The sequence below is a fragment of the Lentzea alba genome (assembly GCF_047445655.1).
Classification (GTDB): Bacteria; Actinomycetota; Actinomycetes; order Mycobacteriales; family Pseudonocardiaceae; genus Lentzea; species Lentzea alba_A.
The window spans coordinates 57,322-73,835 of sequence record NZ_JAJAEG010000030.1 but is presented as its reverse complement, the minus strand read 5'-3'; the positions used below and the strand labels follow the sequence as shown (position 1 = coordinate 73,835).

Here is a 16,514-nt window from a genome sequence, read left to right as displayed (position 1 = left end):
CGAAGGGCCCGCTCCCGGTGGGGCGGGCCCTTCGCGTGTGGTCTGAAGGCTTACTGCTCCTCGTCGAAACGCCGACGGAAGCGCTCCTCCATCCTTTCGGAGAACGAGCTGCGAGTGCGAGACGGCTTGCCGTCCTCCTGCGTTCCCTCGGCCACCTGCTCACCTCGACGCAGCGTCGTCAGGGTGATGAGCACACCGAAGAACATGAGCAAGAAGCCGAAGACGCTCACGACGGGGATCCCGACGATGGCGAGCTTCGACAGGAAGCTCACACCGGCGACGAGCGCCGCCACACCTACGACGAACAGCACGATGCCCTGAATGCGGCGCCGCTTGGACGGCCGTCGCAACTTGGCGCCTCGTACGGTCGATGCGAACTTCGGGTCTTCGGCGTAGAGCGCGCGCTCGATCTGGTCGAGCAGTCGCTGCTCGTGCTCGGAGAGTGGCATCGTTCCTCCTCCGGCACAGCGGTCGCGGGCGCCGGGTGTTCTCGGTTTCCGCCGTACCCGGCGGACGGCCCACCCTGGGGACGTCACCCCCCAGGATACGATCCACACGGCTCGGCGACTACCCAGTCAGCCTTCTCATACGGTCGGTTCTGTCACCATCATCCTTCTAGGGCAGTGGTGAGGCCCTCGTGAGGCACCTTTCCGGCCCTTGTGGGCTTTCGTTCACATCCTCGTTCCAGTTGGTGATCGCGCCTCGTTCCGGCCTGAACCACGACAGAGCGTGACATCGCCGAGGCGCGCGGGCGGGGTTCTGCCCGCCCGCGCGCCGCGCTGTCAGCCTGCGATCCGGTAGGCGCGGATGATCGTCACCTCACCCGTGTTGCCCGCCGCGTCGGTCGTCTTTGCCCGCAGCGACGCGAACTCGGCACCGTCCGCGTGCTTCACGATCGCCTTGTCGCCCGCCNGGGTGCCCCCCCCCCCCCCCCGCCGCGCTGTCAGCCTGCGATCCGGTAGGCGCGGATGATCGTCACCTCACCCGTGTTGCCCGCCGCGTCGGTCGTCTTTGCCCGCAGCGACGCGAACTCGGCACCGTCCGCGTGCTTCACGATCGCCTTGTCGCCCGCCACCGGGACCTGCTGCCAGGTCGCGCCGTCGTCGAACGAGACCTCGACGGTGACGCGCTTGACCTTCGGCGTGTTCTGCTGCTGCTCGACCTTCAGCGGGACGACGAGCACACGGCCGTGTGCGGTGTCCTTGTCGTCGAGCTTGGGCAGGAACCGCACCACCGAGAGCGGCAGGTGCGTGACCTCGGTGGTGTGCTTGGCCTTGAAGGTCCAGGCTCCGCTGACCTTCGTGGACACCTCGGCGTTGCGGCTGTGCTCCATCTCGGCCCGGTACGAGCCCTCCGCCGCCGGGACGTCGAAGATCGCGAACGGCTGGGGCTGCTCGCCGAGCTTGGTGCCGTTGTGGAACAACGTGGTCTTCGCCGTTCCGGTGCCGACCCGGCCCTCACCGCCGTTGGGGTCGGTGAAGAGCGGGACCCTGACGGCGATCTGGTCCTCGAGCCTGGCCAGGCCGAAGCCGGGCGCCGCCGGGACCGACGGACCGAGCACCGCCTTGCCGAACGACAGCGTGTACTTCTTGCCGCCCTTGAAGGAGCGGGGCGGGGTCCTCGTGGAGTACTCGCTGGTGTTGTCCGGCGTGCTGCGGTCGTAGGTCCAGCCCCACTCGCCGCCCGTGGTCGTCACCAGGTCGACGGCTCGGCCGCCGTCCGGTGCCGGGGCGTACCAGGCGAAGCCGCCGCTGCCGTCGGTCGGGTAGGGCATCACCGCGATGCTGTGGCGGTAGCCCTCACCGGCCGGGCGGAAGTTGCTCGTCACCTCGGCGAGCTCGGACGGCTTGGCGGTGCGCTCGTAGCCGGTCGGGAAGCCGCGTTCGGTCCACATCAGGCGGTAGCTGACCGACGTCTTCTCGTCGCGCGGGGTGCCCTGGAACTGCTCGGCCACCGTCGTCGAGAAGCCCGCAGCGTCGGAGCCGAGCTGAGCGGTCGACACCTGACCCGCGAGGCCGTCGAAGAACGCCCAGCCCGAGCCGTACGGCTGGCCCGCCACCTTGGTGGAGTACGAGATCGTGCCGATGATGCCCTTGGCCCCGGCGTCCGGGGTCTTGAGCGCGACCGGCTTGGCCTTGCGCGCGTCGACCGTGAGCGTGGTCTTGCCGCCCACCACGAACTTGGGCTGGACCAGGAACAGGACCTTCCTGTCCGGGGTGAAGACCGCGCTGTCCACGATGTACTCGCCCTTGGGCAGCCGGACGTTCTTGCCCTGCGCCCCGTACCCCTTGCCGGTCTTGGTGTTGACGAACGACGTGCCGTGCTCCGTCGTCGGGTTGCCGTCGGCGCCCAGCACCGAGACCCCGACGTCGTAGCTCTCGACCTCGCGGTTGACGCTGATCAGCGTGCGCTGGCCGTTCGACGCGACGAGCGCGCCGCTGTAGGCGCCGTCGGCCGCGTTCACCTTGGTGTCAGCGGTGATCGTGGTCTTGGCCTCGCCACCCGCGGGGACGGTGACCTTCGCCGGGGACACCGCGAACAGACCGGCGGGCGAGGGCTTGCCGTCCGGTCCGGTGACGTCCAGGGTCAGGTCGAGCGTCACGGGCTCCTTGCCCGCGTTGCGGTAGGTGACCTCGCGGACGATCTTCTGGTCGTCGTCGTGCGGCCACTGCTGAACGCCGAAGTTGATGTTGCCCGGCTCGGCGATCACCTGCTGCCCCAACATCTTCGGCACGTCCACGCGACCCGCGCCCTGGTCGAACGGCTTCAGCGCGGGGTTCGCCTTCGCCGAGGCCATGACCGTCGCCTTGAGCCGCGCGCCGGTCCAGTCCGGGTGCTGCTGCTTGAGCAGCGCGACGACACCCGCGACGTGCGGAGTCGCCATCGACGTGCCGGACATCGCGACGTGGCCCTGCGTTCCGGCCTCGGCCGCCACGATGTCGACGCCGGGTGCGGTGACGTCCGGCTTCACCGCACCGTCCGCGGCGGGGCCACGGCTGGAGAACGGCGCGATGCCGTCGTTGCGGTCCACCGCGCCGACGGTCAGCGCGGTCTCGGCGCTGCCCGGCGACCCGATGGTCTCCGGCCGGCCCGAGTTGCCCGCCGCGATCACGAAGAGCGCGCCGGTCTCGGTGGAGATCCGGTTGACCGCCTCCTCGATCGGGTCGATCTCCGGGGTGTCCCCGCCGCCCAGGCTCATGTTGATGACGTGCGCGCCCTGCTCGGCCGCCCACTGCATGCCGCCGAGGATCGCCGACTCGGTGCAGCCGCCCGGCTGGCAGACCTTGCCGTCGAGGATCTCCGCGTCCGGCGCGACACCGCGGTACTTCTCGCCCTTGCTGGCGATCGTCGACGCGACGTGCGTGCCGTGCCCGACCTCGTCGGTGTTGTCCGGCGAGGTGGTGAAGTTCTTCTCGGCGACCTGCCTGCCCTGCAGGTCCGGGTGCTTCTCGTCGACGCCCGTGTCGAGCACGGCGACCTTCACGCCCTTGCCGGTGACGCCCTGCTGCCACGCCTCCGGCGCACCGATCTGCTTGGTGCTGCGGTCCAGCGTCACCTTGCGGACGCCGTCGAGCCACACCTTCTCGACCGAGCCGCCGCGCAGTGACTCCCAGGCGCTGCCCGACTTCTCGACCGCGCCCGTGACCAGATCGGCCACCGAGGCCTTGGCCGTGAGCGCCGTGATGCCCGAACGTGCGCCCGCCGCCGGCCGCACGATCACCGGCACCGTCTTGCGGCTCGCGTCGTCGTAACCCCACTCGACGAGCTGGGTGACGTCGAACAGCCGCGGATCGAGCTTTCCGTTGGCCACCAACGGAACCGCGTCTGCGGGCACGACGTGCTGGTGCCCGTTCTGCGTGAAGGTGCGCACGGCGAGCTTGTCCCGCCCCGGCCCCGGCACGTACCGCACGACGCGGCCGCCCGCCAGTTCCACCCGGTCACCGGTGATCAGCGTGACGCTGTGGTCACGCTCTCCCGACGCCGGTTCTTCCGCGTGTGCGACAGCCACCGTCGCGGTGACGAGGCCTGCCGACAAGGCGAGCGCGGTGATCCCCCGACGGGCACCTCGCTGTCCTGATCTCACTGGTTACCTCCAGTGTTCGATGAGGTGTTGCCTGAGTGACCGTAGGGACACCGAGCGTCACCCCACCTCCTTCTGAAGGCCGGAGCTCCTGCCACCGAACTCATCCCGCAGAGGTACGCGGACTGGCCGTTCGACTGGTTGACAGAACAGCTGTTGATACGGGATTGAGTCGTGACCCTCCATCATGCACACTGCGTTTTGCCGCCATCTGCACGCGGCACTGGGGGAAGGTCGCTTTACTCATGCGTGTTTCGTTGCGTGCCGCCATCTCGGTCGCGCTCCTCGTCGGCTTCTACGTGCTCGCCTTCGGGTTGATCGGCGGGCTACTCGCACTGGAGACGTACGCCCTGATCGAACGGCCGTTCGTCGGCCTGAAGCTGGCGCTGTTCGTGGTGCCGGTGGTGTTCGCGCTCATCAAGGGTCTGGTCTCACTGGAACGCCGCACCCACGACGAGGTGCCGGGCATTCCCGTCACACCAGCGGAACAGCCCGCGCTCTGGGACCTCGTCCGCCGCCTGGCCGCCGAGGTAGGCACCCGCCCACCGGACGAGATCCGCATCCTCGCCGCGGTGAACGCCGGCGTCGCCGAGGACACCCGCTTCCTGGGCCTGCGCGTGCTCAAGCGCCGGATGTTCATCGGCGCTCCCCTGCTCACCTCCTTGACCGAGAAGCAACTCATCGCGGTGCTCGCCCACGAGCTCGGGCACTACGCCAACAACGACACGCGCCTGGCGGGCGTCGTGGTCTCCGGCCGCAACGCGATGCTGCGCGCCGGCTCCCACATGAACGCCGAGCACTGGTTCCAGCGCATGATCGCCAAGCTGTTCCTGGGTTACGCCAAGCTGTACCTCCGCGTCTCCCAGGCGATCAGCCGGCGCCAGGAGTTCGAAGCCGACCGCTTCTCCGCTCAGCTGGCCGGTTCCTCAGCCGCCTCGTCCGCGCTCCGCGAACTGCCGGTGATCGACGCCGCGTGGGACCTCTTCACCGACCGCCACCTCACCGTCGCGTGGGAGCTGGGCTACCTCCCCACGACGTTCTTCGACGGCTTCGCCCGCCTGCGCACCTCCCCCGAGCTGCACGAGAGGCTGGAGGAGATCCGCCAGGACCCGTCCGACCCGGACCGCGGCCCGTACGACTCCCACCCGCCCCTGCAGGACCGCATCACCGCCATCGACGCCATGGCCCTGGAACCGGAGTCCGGTTGGGGAGACCGCCCGGCTCTGGAACTCCTCGTCGACGCCATGCCACTGCTCGACGCCGCCGTGCTGAACACACTCGTGTCCGACGCTTCGTCGAAGGAACGGGTCGATTGGGCCACGCTCGGCCACATCGGCGCCCGCGCCCGAGTCGTGCACGGCACCGACCGCCTCCTGCAGGCAGCCTCTGCCGCGATGGCACAGCCACCGTCACTCACGACCGTCCTCGACGCCCTGGATGCCGGCCGCCTGGCCGACCTCGGCTCCTACACGCCGGGCGCCCGCGACGCCGGCCAACGCGCCCGCCGCGAGATGGCCCGCGGCGAGGTGCTGCCCGAGCTGTCCGCCTTGGTGGCACTGGCGTTCTCCGACGCGGGCCTGGCTCACTGGGAGCTGGACTGGCTGGGACGAACCACTTTCGTCACCTCCTCCGATGATTTCGACATGGCCGACCACCTGGACGCCGCCGTGTCCGGCAACACTCAGGGCCTGCGCGGCGCGCTGGCCGTAGCCGGTGTCGCCCCCGACTACCGCCCCGCGCGCTGAACTGGAGTCCAACCCGTGGTGCTCTCGCTGCTCTTCAAGCCCAAGGAACTCATCACCGTCATCCGCCTGATGCGCGAGGCCAAGCGCCTGGGCGTGGAGGTCGACGAGCTCCCACCGGAGGTCGTGGCAGCCCACGTGCTGCCCAAGACCCACCCCGAGCGCTATGGCCTGGTCCCCGACGCCGAGGTGACTTCGACTTCCCCGATCGAGGACCTGGCCCTCGCCGCCGTGAAGGACGACGTCCGCGCCGGCAACTGGGAGAACGCCGCCGACCTGACCGCCGCCACCTACGGCGACTGGGACCGCCGCCAGCGAGTGACGTGGGCCTTGGCCGACCTCGCCGCGAAGGACGAGACCTGGCTCGACGCCTGGAACGCGGCCCGCCCAGGCGACCCGCACTGGCTGGTGGTGCACGCGATGTCGCTCGTGGCCCTGGCTTGGGACATCCGCGGCAGCGCGTCGGCCTCGGAGACGACCCGCGAACAGTTCGAGGGCTTCCACCGCGTCCTGTTCGAGGCCCGCGACGCCGCCCAGGCCGCTGCGGCGGTGCTGCCGGACGACCCGACGCCGTGGAACACGCTGCTGACGCTCGCCCGCGGACTGCAGGTGGACCACGACGAGTTCCGTTCGGTCTGGGATGAGCTCGTTGCGCGGGATCCCTTGCACCACAACGGGCATTCGCAGGCTCTGCAGTACTGGTGCCGGAAGTGGCACGGTTCTGATGAGCTGGCTCTCGCGTTCGCTATGGAGGCTGCTGCCAAGTCACCCAAGTTCTTGGCTTGGCCGTTGCGGGCCGCTTATGAGTGGCAGGGCAGCACAGACGCGTGGAAGTTGCCCGAAGTTGTTGGTGCGCTTGATGCTTTGCTGGATCGGTTGGCTGATGAGGGTGCCGATACCTATGCGGTGCGGGATGACCGCGGGTATGCGGCTTATGCGCTGATTCAGTTGGAAAGGTTCGAGGAAGCTGTCGGGCAGTTCCGGGCTTTGGGGGCGTTGGCTGATGCCGGGCCTTGGGACTACTACGAGGAGCCTGGGCTGAAGTTCTTGAGCCTGCGGGGTGTTGCGGTCAAGGCTGCGGCCAAGGGCAAGGGGGTCAAGGCTCGGGCTCGGTAGGGCTGCGGGTCGACGGGCAGGCGCGGTAGGGCTGGGGCACCCTTCGTTGCTCGGCTTGAGTTGGACTGCGACTCGGCCGTGTTTTGACGGCTGGCGGGGACGTTGGCCGGGTCGATGTGCGCGAGGTAGCGCAGGTACTCGGACAGGGGGCGCCGGTTGACGGATCGGTTGCGGTGACAGGGACTCAGAGGTCTGTGCTGTTCGGGGCTCCTTTCGTTGGGCAGCGCTGAGCGAGGCTGTGGGTTGGCTGGCCGACAACTGAGGTGGCGTCGCAGGTGGTAGTCCGGTTGCGAGCGTTCGGCGGCGGTTGCGTTGAGCGGCACGGCTTCGCCTGCGACGGCACGGCACGTGAGCCGGTGCCGTGCAGAGGGCCAGTTGCGTGCCGGGGCGCGGAATCCCCTGTGCGGTAAGGCCTTAGCCGATTGCCAGCGGTTGGCGCGCCCGCGGCAGCGACAGGGCTCGGCGGTCCATCACGGCGCGTTCCAGTTGGCGGGCCGGGGATTCGCCCAGCAGCTTGCGGGCCAGGGCGGTGCCGCGCGGTGGGGCCAGGGCCAGTTCGGCGCGCAGGGATTGGACGCCTACGAAGTGGGCCACCTCCTCCAGGATGGCTTTGGTGTCGGCTGCGGACTTGGTTCGGCGGATGGCGTCGATGGCGGCTCGTTCCAGCGGGGCCACGTGGAAGCCTCGGCTTAGCACCGGTTTTGGGATTCGGTCGGTGTGTTCGAGATACAGGGGGCCGAAGCCCCTGGCTCTGGTGCCGCGTGGGGCCAGGACGTGGATGGCGCCTGGGCGGGGGATCGTCGACTTCATGCCGTGCAGGTGCAGGGCGTCGAAGGCGGTGAGCATGGCGCCCTTGCCCGCGTACATGAGGGCCGCGTGCATCAACTGCAGGCGGGGCGGGTCCTTGCTGCTGAGCAGGAGGATGCCTGGGAACGGGCGTTGCCAGGGGCCGCCTGGGCGGCAGCGCTGGTCGATCAGATGGCCGGAGAGGCCCAGGTGGACCAGGGCGGCGGTGGGGACCACTCGGTGCAGGAACAGGGAGCCGAGGGCTTCCAGGTCGATGGGGTGGCGCATGGGGCAATGGTGCGTCAGGCGAAACCTAGAAAACCGGGGGCAAGAGGAAGCTGTGGATTACTCGCGGGTTGTGGACAGGTTGCGATCATTCCGGCTTCGGGTCGAACTCGGCCGGCTTCTCCGGACTGTTGCCGAGCAGGGAGGCAGGGCGGACCGCTAGTGAGCCGAAGCGGGAACGGGCCTGGTCAGCGGCTTGTTCGGCTTCGCGCCAGCCGCGTTCTGGGGCGTCGAAGATCAGTTGTTCGGCGGAGTCGGCGTTGTCAAGTCCCTCTATTCGGACGCCGATCAGACGGACCGCGCCCTCGGGGACCTGGGTGTCCAGGAGCTCGACGGCGGTGCGGTAGACCTCCTGCGTCACGTCGGTCGCCACGGGCAGGGTGCGCGAGCGGGTGATCGTCGTGAAGTCGGAGAAGCGGACCTTGATGGACACCGTTCGGCCGCGCAAACCCTTGCCCCGCAACGAACCTGCGGAGCGCTCGGACAGACGCAGCAGCTCGCGGCGAAGCACGGCGCGGTCGTAGTGGTCGACCTCGAAGGTCTCCTCGGCACCGATCGACTTCTCGCGCGACTCAGGTACCACCGCGCGGTCGTCGACGCCCGCGGCCAGAGCGAAGAGGTGTTCCGCCAGCGCCACGCCGATCATGCGGCGCAGGCGGGGCAGCGGTGTGGCAGCCACGTCGGCGACGGTTTCCAGGCCCAGAGTCTCAAGGCGCGCAGCGGTTTTCGCGCCAACGCCCCACAACGCCGACACGGGCAGCGGGTGCAGGAACTCCAACGCAGCCGAAGAAGGCACGACCATCATGCCGTCGGGCTTGCACATGCCAGAGGCGAGCTTCGCGAGGAACTTCGTCCGTGCCACGCCCACAGAACAAGTCACGCCGTGAGCCTCGAACACCCGAGACCGGATCAGCTCCCCCACACCGCCCGGCGTCAGGCCGAGACGACGAAGAGCGCCACCCACGTCCAGAAAGGCCTCGTCGAGAGAGAGCGGCTCGACCAGAGGCGTGATGTCGCGGAAGATCGCCATGACCCCGCGCGAGACCTCCTGGTAGAGGTCGAACTGCGGCGGCAGGTACACAGCGGTCGGGGCCAGCCGGCGGGCGTGAGCGGTGGGCATCGCGGAACGCACGCCGTACTCGCGCGCGAGGTAGTTCGCGGAACACACGACGCCGCGCCCACTGACACCGCCTACGACGACAGGCACGTTAGAAAGCTCAGGTCGTTCGCGGATCTCCACCGACGCGTAGAAGGCGTCCATGTCCACGTGCAGCATCCGGCAGCCCGTGTCGTCCGGCCACACACCATCACGCGCACGGAACCGATCGCGTAGGCCGCGTGGCAGGTTCGCACTGCGACCCATGAACACCCCCTCGAACGTCAGTTCGACGGAATCCTACAGTTTGTACACACGCGCCGCGTTCTCCGACGCGATGAGTCGTGCGATGCGATGCGCGTCCTCCTCAAGAAACGCATCGCGACGCAATCCGTCCGACAAGAAGTCCGACAACGCGCGCCGGAACAGCAACGCGCCGAGGTAGTACAACTCAGGCAGACCGAACGCGTCAGTCGAGAACAAGAACTTGCCGTAAGGCACGATCTCCAGCGCCTCGGCGAACACCCGCGACGCCTGATGCCCCAACCCGTGCGTCGCCAGCCCGAGATCGCAGAACACGTGCGGGAACACCTGCGCGAGGTACCCGGCCTGCCGGTGGAACGGGTAGTTGTGCAGCAACAGCACAGGCACACCCAAGCCCGAAGTCGCGCGCAAGAACGGCGTCAACAACGACGGATCGCAACGGTGCAGATCGATGTCCGAGTCGCCGTAGCCCACGTGGAACTGCAACGGCAGACCAGCGTCCAACGCCTCCCACGCCAGCCAAGCGATCAGCACCGGATCGGCCAGCCGCTCGCCCGACCACGCACGAACCGCCGCCTCGACCTCCGAATCCAGCGGCCGCGAGCCCGGCAACTCCAGCCCGACCCGGTACGCCGCAACGGATTTCGCCCCAACAGCCCCACCAGAAGCGAGCCGCGCACGAACCGAGGGAACGAAGTCGGCAGCAGAAACCGACGGCCGCAGCTCCTCGGCCAGGTGCTCCAGCCGCACGATGTCGCGCGACACCGCCCCCGCCAGCGATGACAGCTCAAGAGCGGACAACAACCGCGAAGGCTGGAACCCGCCGTCCACCAGGAACGTGTGGATCCCGGACGCCATCAGGAACGTCCGCGACACCTCCGTGATGTGCAGCGAATTCCTCCGTTCGAGGTACGCCTCAGCCGAAGCGTGCCGCGGCAGGTCGAGCAGAGGAGCACACCACCGCCGCACCGCGAACCCGAGCGCCGAGTCGAAGAACGACCCGCCCAGCGCGGAGACCCCGTCGGCCTCCAACAACAGCGACTCGAACTCCGACCGCGTGCTGTCAACGCGCAACACGCCGTGGCAGTGGTGATCTATCAGCGCGAGTTCGGCGACGAACGGCAAGATGCCCATAACCTTAGGATCGTGGACTCTGCGGAACGGGACCAGCGGTTCGACCGGGCGACGGAACTCTTCGACGGCCTGAACGCCAGGGAAGTGCGCGTCGTGGCACTCACCTGGGTCGACAACAGCGGCATCACACGCACGAAGTCCGTGCCTCTGCGCAGACTGGCCCACGCAGCAGCACACGGCGTCGGCGCGTCACCGGTGTTCGACGTGTTCCTGTTCGACGACTGGATCATCCAGGGCCGGTTCGCCGGCGGCCCGGTCGGCGACCTGCGCCTGCACCCCGACATCGACCGCCTCACCGTGCTCGCGGGCCAGCCCGGCTGGGCCTGGGCACCCGCCGACCGCCACTTCCAGAGCGGCGTCCCGTACCCGATGGACCAGCGCCTTCAAGCACGCAGAGCAGAGAAAGCCCTCGCCGAACACGGCCTCACCGCCAAAGCCGGTTTCGAGATCGAGTGGTGCGTCGGCAAGCCCGACACCGACGACTGGGTCCCCGCCACGACCGGCGCCGCGTACGGGCACGCACGCCAGGTCGAACTGTCCGACTACTGCGTCGACCTCCTCAACGCCCTCGACCAGCAGGACGTCGAGGTCCTTCAGTTCCACCCCGAGTACGCCGCCGGCCAGTTCGAGGTCTCCACGGCGCCAGAAGGCCCGACAGCAGCCGCAGACACCGCGGTCCTCGTCAAAGAGACCATCCGCGCGATCACGATCCGCCACGGCATGCGCCCGTCGTTCTCCCCCAAGGTGATCAACGGCGGCGTCGGCAACGGCGGCCACCTGCACTTCAGCATCTGGCGCGGCGACACGAACCTCTTCGAGGGCTTCCAGGACGAGGCCAAGCAGTTCAGCGCGGGCGTCCTCAACCACATCCGCGCGTTGTGCGCGATCGGCTGTCCCTCTCTCGCGAGCTACCTCAGGCTCGTACCGCACACCTGGTCCGCACCGTTCGTGGCGTGGGGCGAGGAGAACCGCGAGACGTCACTTCGCCTGATCCAGGACAACCTGGAGATCAAGTGCTTCGACCTGACCGCGAACCCCTACCTCGTCGTCGCCGGCGTGATCGCGGCCGGCCTGGACGGCATCGCGACCAAAGCAGAGCTGCCCGAGAGCATCAACGTCGACCCGGCGCTGCTGGACGGCATCCCGCGGCTGCCCACGTCGCTCCAGGAGGCCGTCGAGGAGTTCGAGAAGGACGCCGTGCTCACCGAGGCGTTCGGCAAGGAGCTCGCGGGCACGATCGTGGACGTGCGGCGGGGCGAGATGGAGCGGTACAAGGACGCCAGCCCGCAGGGCATCGCGAACATCACCCGCTGGCGTCACTGATCGCTTTCCGCAGCCGCCCCAACGCCCTGTGCTGAGCAACCCGCACCGCACCGGGCGTCGACCCCACGGCCTCTGCGGTCTCCTCCGCCGACAGACCCACCACCACGCGCAACACCAGGATCTCGCGCTGCTTCTCCGGCAGAAGCCGCAACAACCGCCCCATCTCCCCGGAGAGCTCGCCCTGCAGCACGTGCTCCTCAGGACCACCGTCGAACGACATCTGGTCCGGCACCTCGGCGACCGGCTCGGACCGGTTGCGGGCCACCGACCGGTGCGCGTCAGCCACCTTGTGCGCCGCAATCCCGTAGACGAACGCCAGGAAAGGCCGCCCCTGATCGCGATACGACGGCAACGCGGTCAGGACGGCCAGGCACACCTCTTGCGCGACGTCATCAGCCGTAGCCGCTGAACGCCCCACACGCGCGCGGCAGTAGCGAACGATGGACGGCCTGATCGCGGTGAGCAGCCGCGAGACCGCTTCCCGATCCCCCGCCAGCGCACCTGCCAGGTGATCCTGCAGCAGATCAGGGCGAGCCGAGAGCTGCGCCAGCGGTGGATCGGCCGGCACGTCACCACCGGGCAAATCACCAGCGCGGTCGACCAGCGCATCGACCGCGGCCCGGTCCGCACGATCGGCAAGACGACCGGCCTCCCCGCCAACGGAAGAGCCGGGAATCGCCGAGGCGTGAACCTTCCGATGCAGACCGACCGAGAACTCCACAGCCATCACCGTTCCCCGTCCGCTTGCTTGCGCGCGGCGAGACGGACCCGCCGGAGCCGCGCTTCGACAGCACGCGGCGTGATTCGCATGAACTCCGCGATCTCCGCGTGCGAGTACTTCTGGTCCTGCAGGAACAGCAGCGTGCGGCTGTCCTCGCTCAGCTCGGCGAACACCGCGTCCACCGCCTGCCGCGCCATGACGAGGTCCTCGGGAGCCCCGCCGGCGACGACCTGTTCGAGACGCGCCCACGAATCCAGCAGCTGGACGTCCCGCCACCCGTTCACGCGGGTCTGCCAGCGCCGGTAGACGTTGGGGAACGCCAGCACGCACGCGTTGATGAAGTACTCGTTCACCGGCTGGCCGTGCCCGGCCGTCCACTGCTCGCCGAGCACGCCCTTGTCGCGGAAGAAGACGAAGCCCTCCCACACGGCGTCGTTCACCAACTCGTCGACCTCGTGCGCGGGCACGTGCTGTCGGTGCAGGTGGTGGCCCTGCTTGCCGCACCGGGCGAACATCGCGCCGGACTCGACGAGGTTGGTAACGATCGTGACGCCGTAGCCGAGAAGTCGGCGAAGGAACTCGTGCCAGACCGGTCCTGCCAGCCCGGACTGCCGGAAGTACCGCACGAACACGTCGTCGGTGTGCAGCCGGTCGGCCGCGAGAGAACTGAAGTGCTGCACGACGTCTGAGACAGACGGCGTGGGCTCGTTCAGTTCGCGATCCATGTCAATAGGTATGTCGTTTGGACGCGTGCATCCCACGCATCCGGACGAACCTGGTCGCTAAAGCAAACGTACTTCACCCGTTAGCGCCATCGATCGCCTCACGCAGGCGCACCAGGGCGCGGTGCTGGGCGAGCCGCACGGCACTGGGCGTCGACCCCACGGCCTCTGCGGTCTGCTCCGCCGACAGACCCACCACCACGCGCAGCACGAGAATCTCGCGCAGCCGTTCGGGCAGCACGACGAACTGTTGTGAGTGTTCGCGAGACGGCACGGCCGCGACCTTCTGCGCGGCGATCCGGTAGACGAACGCCAGAAGTGACCCGCGATCGGAGGGCCAGGCCGCGAGCACGGCCAGACACACCTCTCGTGCGGTGGCGTCGGCCGATGGCAGCGACGCCAGACGTGCGCGGCAGTACCGAACGATCAGCGGGCGGATCGTTCCGAGGAGCCGCTCGACGGCGGGTCGATCATCCGATGGCGACACTGGCGGCGGCGATCTCCTTGCGCAGCCGCCCCAACGCGCGGTGCTGCGCGACCCGGACCGCGCCTGGCGTCGACCCCACCATCTCAGCGGTCTCCTCTGCTGACAGACCCACCACCACGCGCAGCACGAGAATCTCGCGCTGCTTCTCGGGCAGAAGACGCAGCAACTGGCCCATGGTCCCGTTCAGCTCGTCTTGAAGGACGTAATCCTCGGGCCCACCAGTGCGCAGCGGCTGGTCCGGCACCTCCGCCATCGGCTCCGCTCGGTTACGAGCGAGAGCCCGGTGCGCGTCGGCGACCTTGTGCGCTGCGATGCCGTAGACGAATGCCAGGAAGGGCCTGCCCTGCTCCCGGTAGTTCGGCAGCGCCGTCAGCACGGCCAGACAGACGTCCTGTGCGACGTCGTCCGCGGTTGTCGCAGAACGCCCCACACGCGCGCGACAGTACTTCACCACCAGCGGGCGCAGGTAGCGAAGTAGCTGGTCAATGGCCCTGGCATCGCCGTGCACGGCCAGGTTGACCACATCCGCGGATAAAGCCGAACTCTCCATTCGAAGCGTCCCCTCGTCGACGTCCCGGAGAGGAGACGTGCGACACGTCACTCCTTATGCGGAAAGTAGGGAGAAACTTCAAACGTCACCCGATTGGCGCAACGAACAGCGGTTGGTAATAGGCGTGGAGGAACCACTCCCCGTAACCAAATCCCGCGCGTTCCGCCAATTCGGTGAGTTCGTGACGAGTAATCGCCCAATACCGTGCCTTACCGACCAGTACGCGCCACGACTCGGCTTCGCGCAGCTGGAACATCTCCAGTTCGTACTGGTCGCCGTCCCAATGCCAGAGCTGGAACCAGATGACCCTGCCTGGACCAACGGACGGAGGCGTCGACAACGGCCGTTCGCTGCGGATCGCGTCGTAGTCGCGCGTCGAGAGAACGAGCCGACCGCCAGGACGCAGCACACGACGCATCTCACGCAGCGCCGCAAGCACATCATCAGAGGTCAGCAGGTGCGGCAGCGAGTTGTCCGCAGCAAGCACGACGTCGAACGACGCGTCAGCGAACGGCAACGCACGCATGTCCGCCGCCGCTGCGGGCAACGAGACGCCACGCGCAGAGGCCTCCACAACGGCCCGAGAGGCCGCCCTAGGGCTCAGATCGGTGCCAACGACCTCATGGCCGCGCATAGCCAGACCAATCGCCTGCGTGCCAATGCCACACGCACAGTCGAGAACGCGCGCGCCGGCCGGGATGAACTCCGCGAGCTGCGACGCCTGCCGGGCCATCGACGCGTCCCAGTCCGGGAACATCAGGTCGTACGTTCCAGCCAGACCGTCGTAGAAGGCGCCGGTCAAATCAGCTCCTCGACCCCCACGGACGACCGCAGCTTCGCCAGCGCCCGGTGCTGAGCGACCCGCACCGCACCCGGCGTCGAGCCGACCGCCTCGGCCGTCTCCTCCGCCGACAAGCCGACCACCACGCGCAACAACAAGATCTCGCGCTGCTTGTCCGGCAACCCGCCGAGCAACTGGCCCAGCCGCACCGAGAGCGACCCGAGCAGCGCGTTCTCCTCCGGATCGACGGCCAGGGATGGCCCGTCCGGCACTTCGGCGACCGGCTCGGACCGGTTGCGCGCGGACACCCGGTGCGCGTCCGCGACCTTGTGCGCGGCGATCCCGTAGACGAACGCCAGAAACGGTCGTCCCTGCTCACGGTAGGTGGGCAACGCCGTCAGCACCGCCAGGCAGACCTCCTGCGCGACGTCGTCCGCCGACGCGTACGCCCGTTCGTTGCGACCGACGCGCGCACGGCAGTACCGCGACACGAGCGGCCGGACGGACGCCAGCAGCCGTTCGACGGCACGCCGGTCGCCCGCGACAGCCTCGTTCACGAGCGAGGCCAGCAGGTCGGAACTCTCCATGGCGTTGGTCCCTACGGTCGGCAGCGGACACACTATCTTTCGCCGCAAAGTCGTTTGGGACCAGTCATCGGGACCATAAAAGTCCCGACTGCAAACGCTTTCAGGCGGTACGGCGAGCCAGCACGTGCAATCTCGCCGCCACATCTCTCAGCGGAGACCGTGTGGCAGCAGCCAATTCCAGCTCGGCGAGCGCGTCGGCGGCACCCGGATTCATGTCCAGCACGACTCCGGGTACGAGGTCGGAAACGATGCCATGACCTTGCAGGATCTCGACAGAGAGCCCTGCTTCCAGGACCAGCTTCTCAAGCCCTGGAACGTCGAAGCGGCGCTGCAACTCCTCGCGCCTCCCGGCCAGCTGGCCTGCGTCGTCGTCCAGCAACCGCCGAGCATCGACAATACGGCCGGCGATCGCCCGGTGCAGGATCGCCGCGAACCGGTTCGCCACGAGCACGGACACCGCGCCACCCGGCGTCACAGCCGCGGCGAGCGCGGCCAGCGCGGCGGGCGCGTCGTCCACGACCTCCAGCAGGCCGTGCGCGAGCACCAGATCCGCCTCACCAGCGGGAACGCCGAGCGAGTCGGTGTCCCCCTGCACGGCGTTGATCGTCACGCCTGCCTCTCGCGCACGGGTGTGCAGCGTGGCCAGGGCGTTCGGCGACGGCTCGACGACCGTGACCGCGCAGCCCGCGGCCGCGAGGGGCACGGCCCACACGCCGCTGCCACCGCCGACGTCGAGCACGCGCGGCGGCTCACCGCCCCTGCGCTGACGTGCGGCTGCCAGTTCGGCGTCGAGCACCCTGTGTACGGCGTCCGGTCGCATGGCAATAAGAGTAGGAGAC

General features: G+C 68.5%; 15 protein-coding genes. 3 read left to right on the top strand and 12 right to left on the bottom strand.

What is annotated here, in order from left to right; genetic code table 11:
- Nucleotides 1–50: 50 nt before the first annotated feature.
- On the bottom strand, nt 51–449 hold the full coding sequence (locus LFM09_RS38375) for a DUF3040 domain-containing protein (protein WP_414101532.1): 399 nt from the start codon (nt 447–449) through the stop codon (nt 51–53).
- Between the two features lie 494 nt (nt 450–943).
- Nucleotides 944–4,084 (bottom strand): S8 family serine peptidase, encoded by a 3,141-nt coding sequence (locus tag LFM09_RS38370; protein WP_414101531.1) that lies wholly within the window; start codon nt 4,082–4,084, stop codon nt 944–946.
- A 242-nt stretch (nt 4,085–4,326) separates the two neighbouring features.
- Here LFM09_RS38370 and LFM09_RS38365 point away from each other — a divergent pair, with 242 nt between their 5' ends.
- Nucleotides 4,327–5,826: a M48 family metalloprotease gene (locus LFM09_RS38365; RefSeq protein WP_414101530.1), complete on the top strand. Its 1,500-nt coding sequence runs from the start codon at nt 4,327–4,329 to the stop codon at nt 5,824–5,826.
- 15 nt (nt 5,827–5,841) lie between these two features.
- The gene (locus tag LFM09_RS38360; protein ID WP_414101529.1) at nt 5,842–6,939 is read left to right on the top strand and encodes a DUF4034 domain-containing protein; all 1,098 of its coding nucleotides are present in this window, start codon (nt 5,842–5,844) and stop codon (nt 6,937–6,939) included.
- Between the two features lie 414 nt (nt 6,940–7,353).
- Here the strand turns inward: LFM09_RS38360 and LFM09_RS38355 are convergent, their stop codons facing one another.
- From LFM09_RS38355 to LFM09_RS38345, 3 genes are all read right to left on the bottom strand, one after another.
- Nucleotides 7,354–8,013 (bottom strand): hypothetical protein, encoded by a 660-nt coding sequence (locus LFM09_RS38355; protein ID WP_414101528.1) that lies wholly within the window; start codon nt 8,011–8,013, stop codon nt 7,354–7,356.
- A gap of 85 nt (nt 8,014–8,098) precedes the next feature.
- The gene (locus tag LFM09_RS38350; RefSeq protein WP_414101527.1) at nt 8,099–9,373 is read right to left on the bottom strand and encodes a DNA polymerase IV; all 1,275 of its coding nucleotides are present in this window, start codon (nt 9,371–9,373) and stop codon (nt 8,099–8,101) included.
- Nucleotides 9,374–9,406: 33 nt separating this feature from the next.
- Nucleotides 9,407–10,504: an amidohydrolase family protein gene (locus tag LFM09_RS38345; protein ID WP_414101526.1), complete on the bottom strand. Its 1,098-nt coding sequence runs from the start codon at nt 10,502–10,504 to the stop codon at nt 9,407–9,409.
- 12 nt (nt 10,505–10,516) lie between these two features.
- Between LFM09_RS38345 and LFM09_RS38340 the strand changes: the two genes are divergently transcribed.
- Complete coding sequence (locus tag LFM09_RS38340) at nt 10,517–11,827, top strand: glutamine synthetase (protein ID WP_414101525.1); 1,311 nt, start codon at nt 10,517–10,519, stop codon at nt 11,825–11,827.
- Here the strand turns inward: LFM09_RS38340 and LFM09_RS38335 are convergent.
- The 7 genes from LFM09_RS38335 to LFM09_RS38305 form a co-directional block, all read right to left on the bottom strand.
- Nucleotides 11,808–12,377 (bottom strand): sigma-70 family RNA polymerase sigma factor, encoded by a 570-nt coding sequence (locus tag LFM09_RS38335; RefSeq protein ID WP_414101573.1) that lies wholly within the window; start codon nt 12,375–12,377, stop codon nt 11,808–11,810. The two genes, LFM09_RS38340 and LFM09_RS38335, sit on opposite strands and share 20 nt — an antisense overlap.
- 176 nt (nt 12,378–12,553) lie before the next feature.
- A complete protein-coding gene (locus tag LFM09_RS38330) occupies nt 12,554–13,273 on the bottom strand; it encodes a sigma factor-like helix-turn-helix DNA-binding protein (protein WP_414101524.1) in 720 nt (239 codons plus the stop codon).
- 73 nt (nt 13,274–13,346) lie between these two features.
- Nucleotides 13,347–13,622, bottom strand: a complete 276-nt coding sequence (locus LFM09_RS38325; RefSeq protein ID WP_414101523.1) for a sigma factor-like helix-turn-helix DNA-binding protein — start codon at nt 13,620–13,622, stop codon at nt 13,347–13,349.
- A 118-nt stretch (nt 13,623–13,740) separates the two neighbouring features.
- A complete protein-coding gene (locus LFM09_RS38320) occupies nt 13,741–14,307 on the bottom strand; it encodes a sigma-70 family RNA polymerase sigma factor (RefSeq protein WP_414101522.1) in 567 nt (188 codons plus the stop codon).
- Nucleotides 14,308–14,392: 85 nt separating this feature from the next.
- Entirely contained in the window at nt 14,393–15,109 is a 717-nt protein-coding gene (locus LFM09_RS38315; protein ID WP_414101521.1) for a class I SAM-dependent methyltransferase, read from the bottom strand.
- Nucleotides 15,106–15,675 (bottom strand): sigma-70 family RNA polymerase sigma factor, encoded by a 570-nt coding sequence (locus tag LFM09_RS38310; RefSeq protein WP_414101520.1) that lies wholly within the window; start codon nt 15,673–15,675, stop codon nt 15,106–15,108. The genes LFM09_RS38315 and LFM09_RS38310 overlap by 4 nt, the downstream gene beginning before the upstream one ends.
- A 100-nt stretch (nt 15,676–15,775) precedes the next feature.
- Nucleotides 15,776–16,495, bottom strand: a complete 720-nt coding sequence (locus tag LFM09_RS38305) for a class I SAM-dependent methyltransferase (RefSeq protein WP_414101519.1) — start codon at nt 16,493–16,495, stop codon at nt 15,776–15,778.
- Nucleotides 16,496–16,514 lie beyond the last annotated feature (19 nt).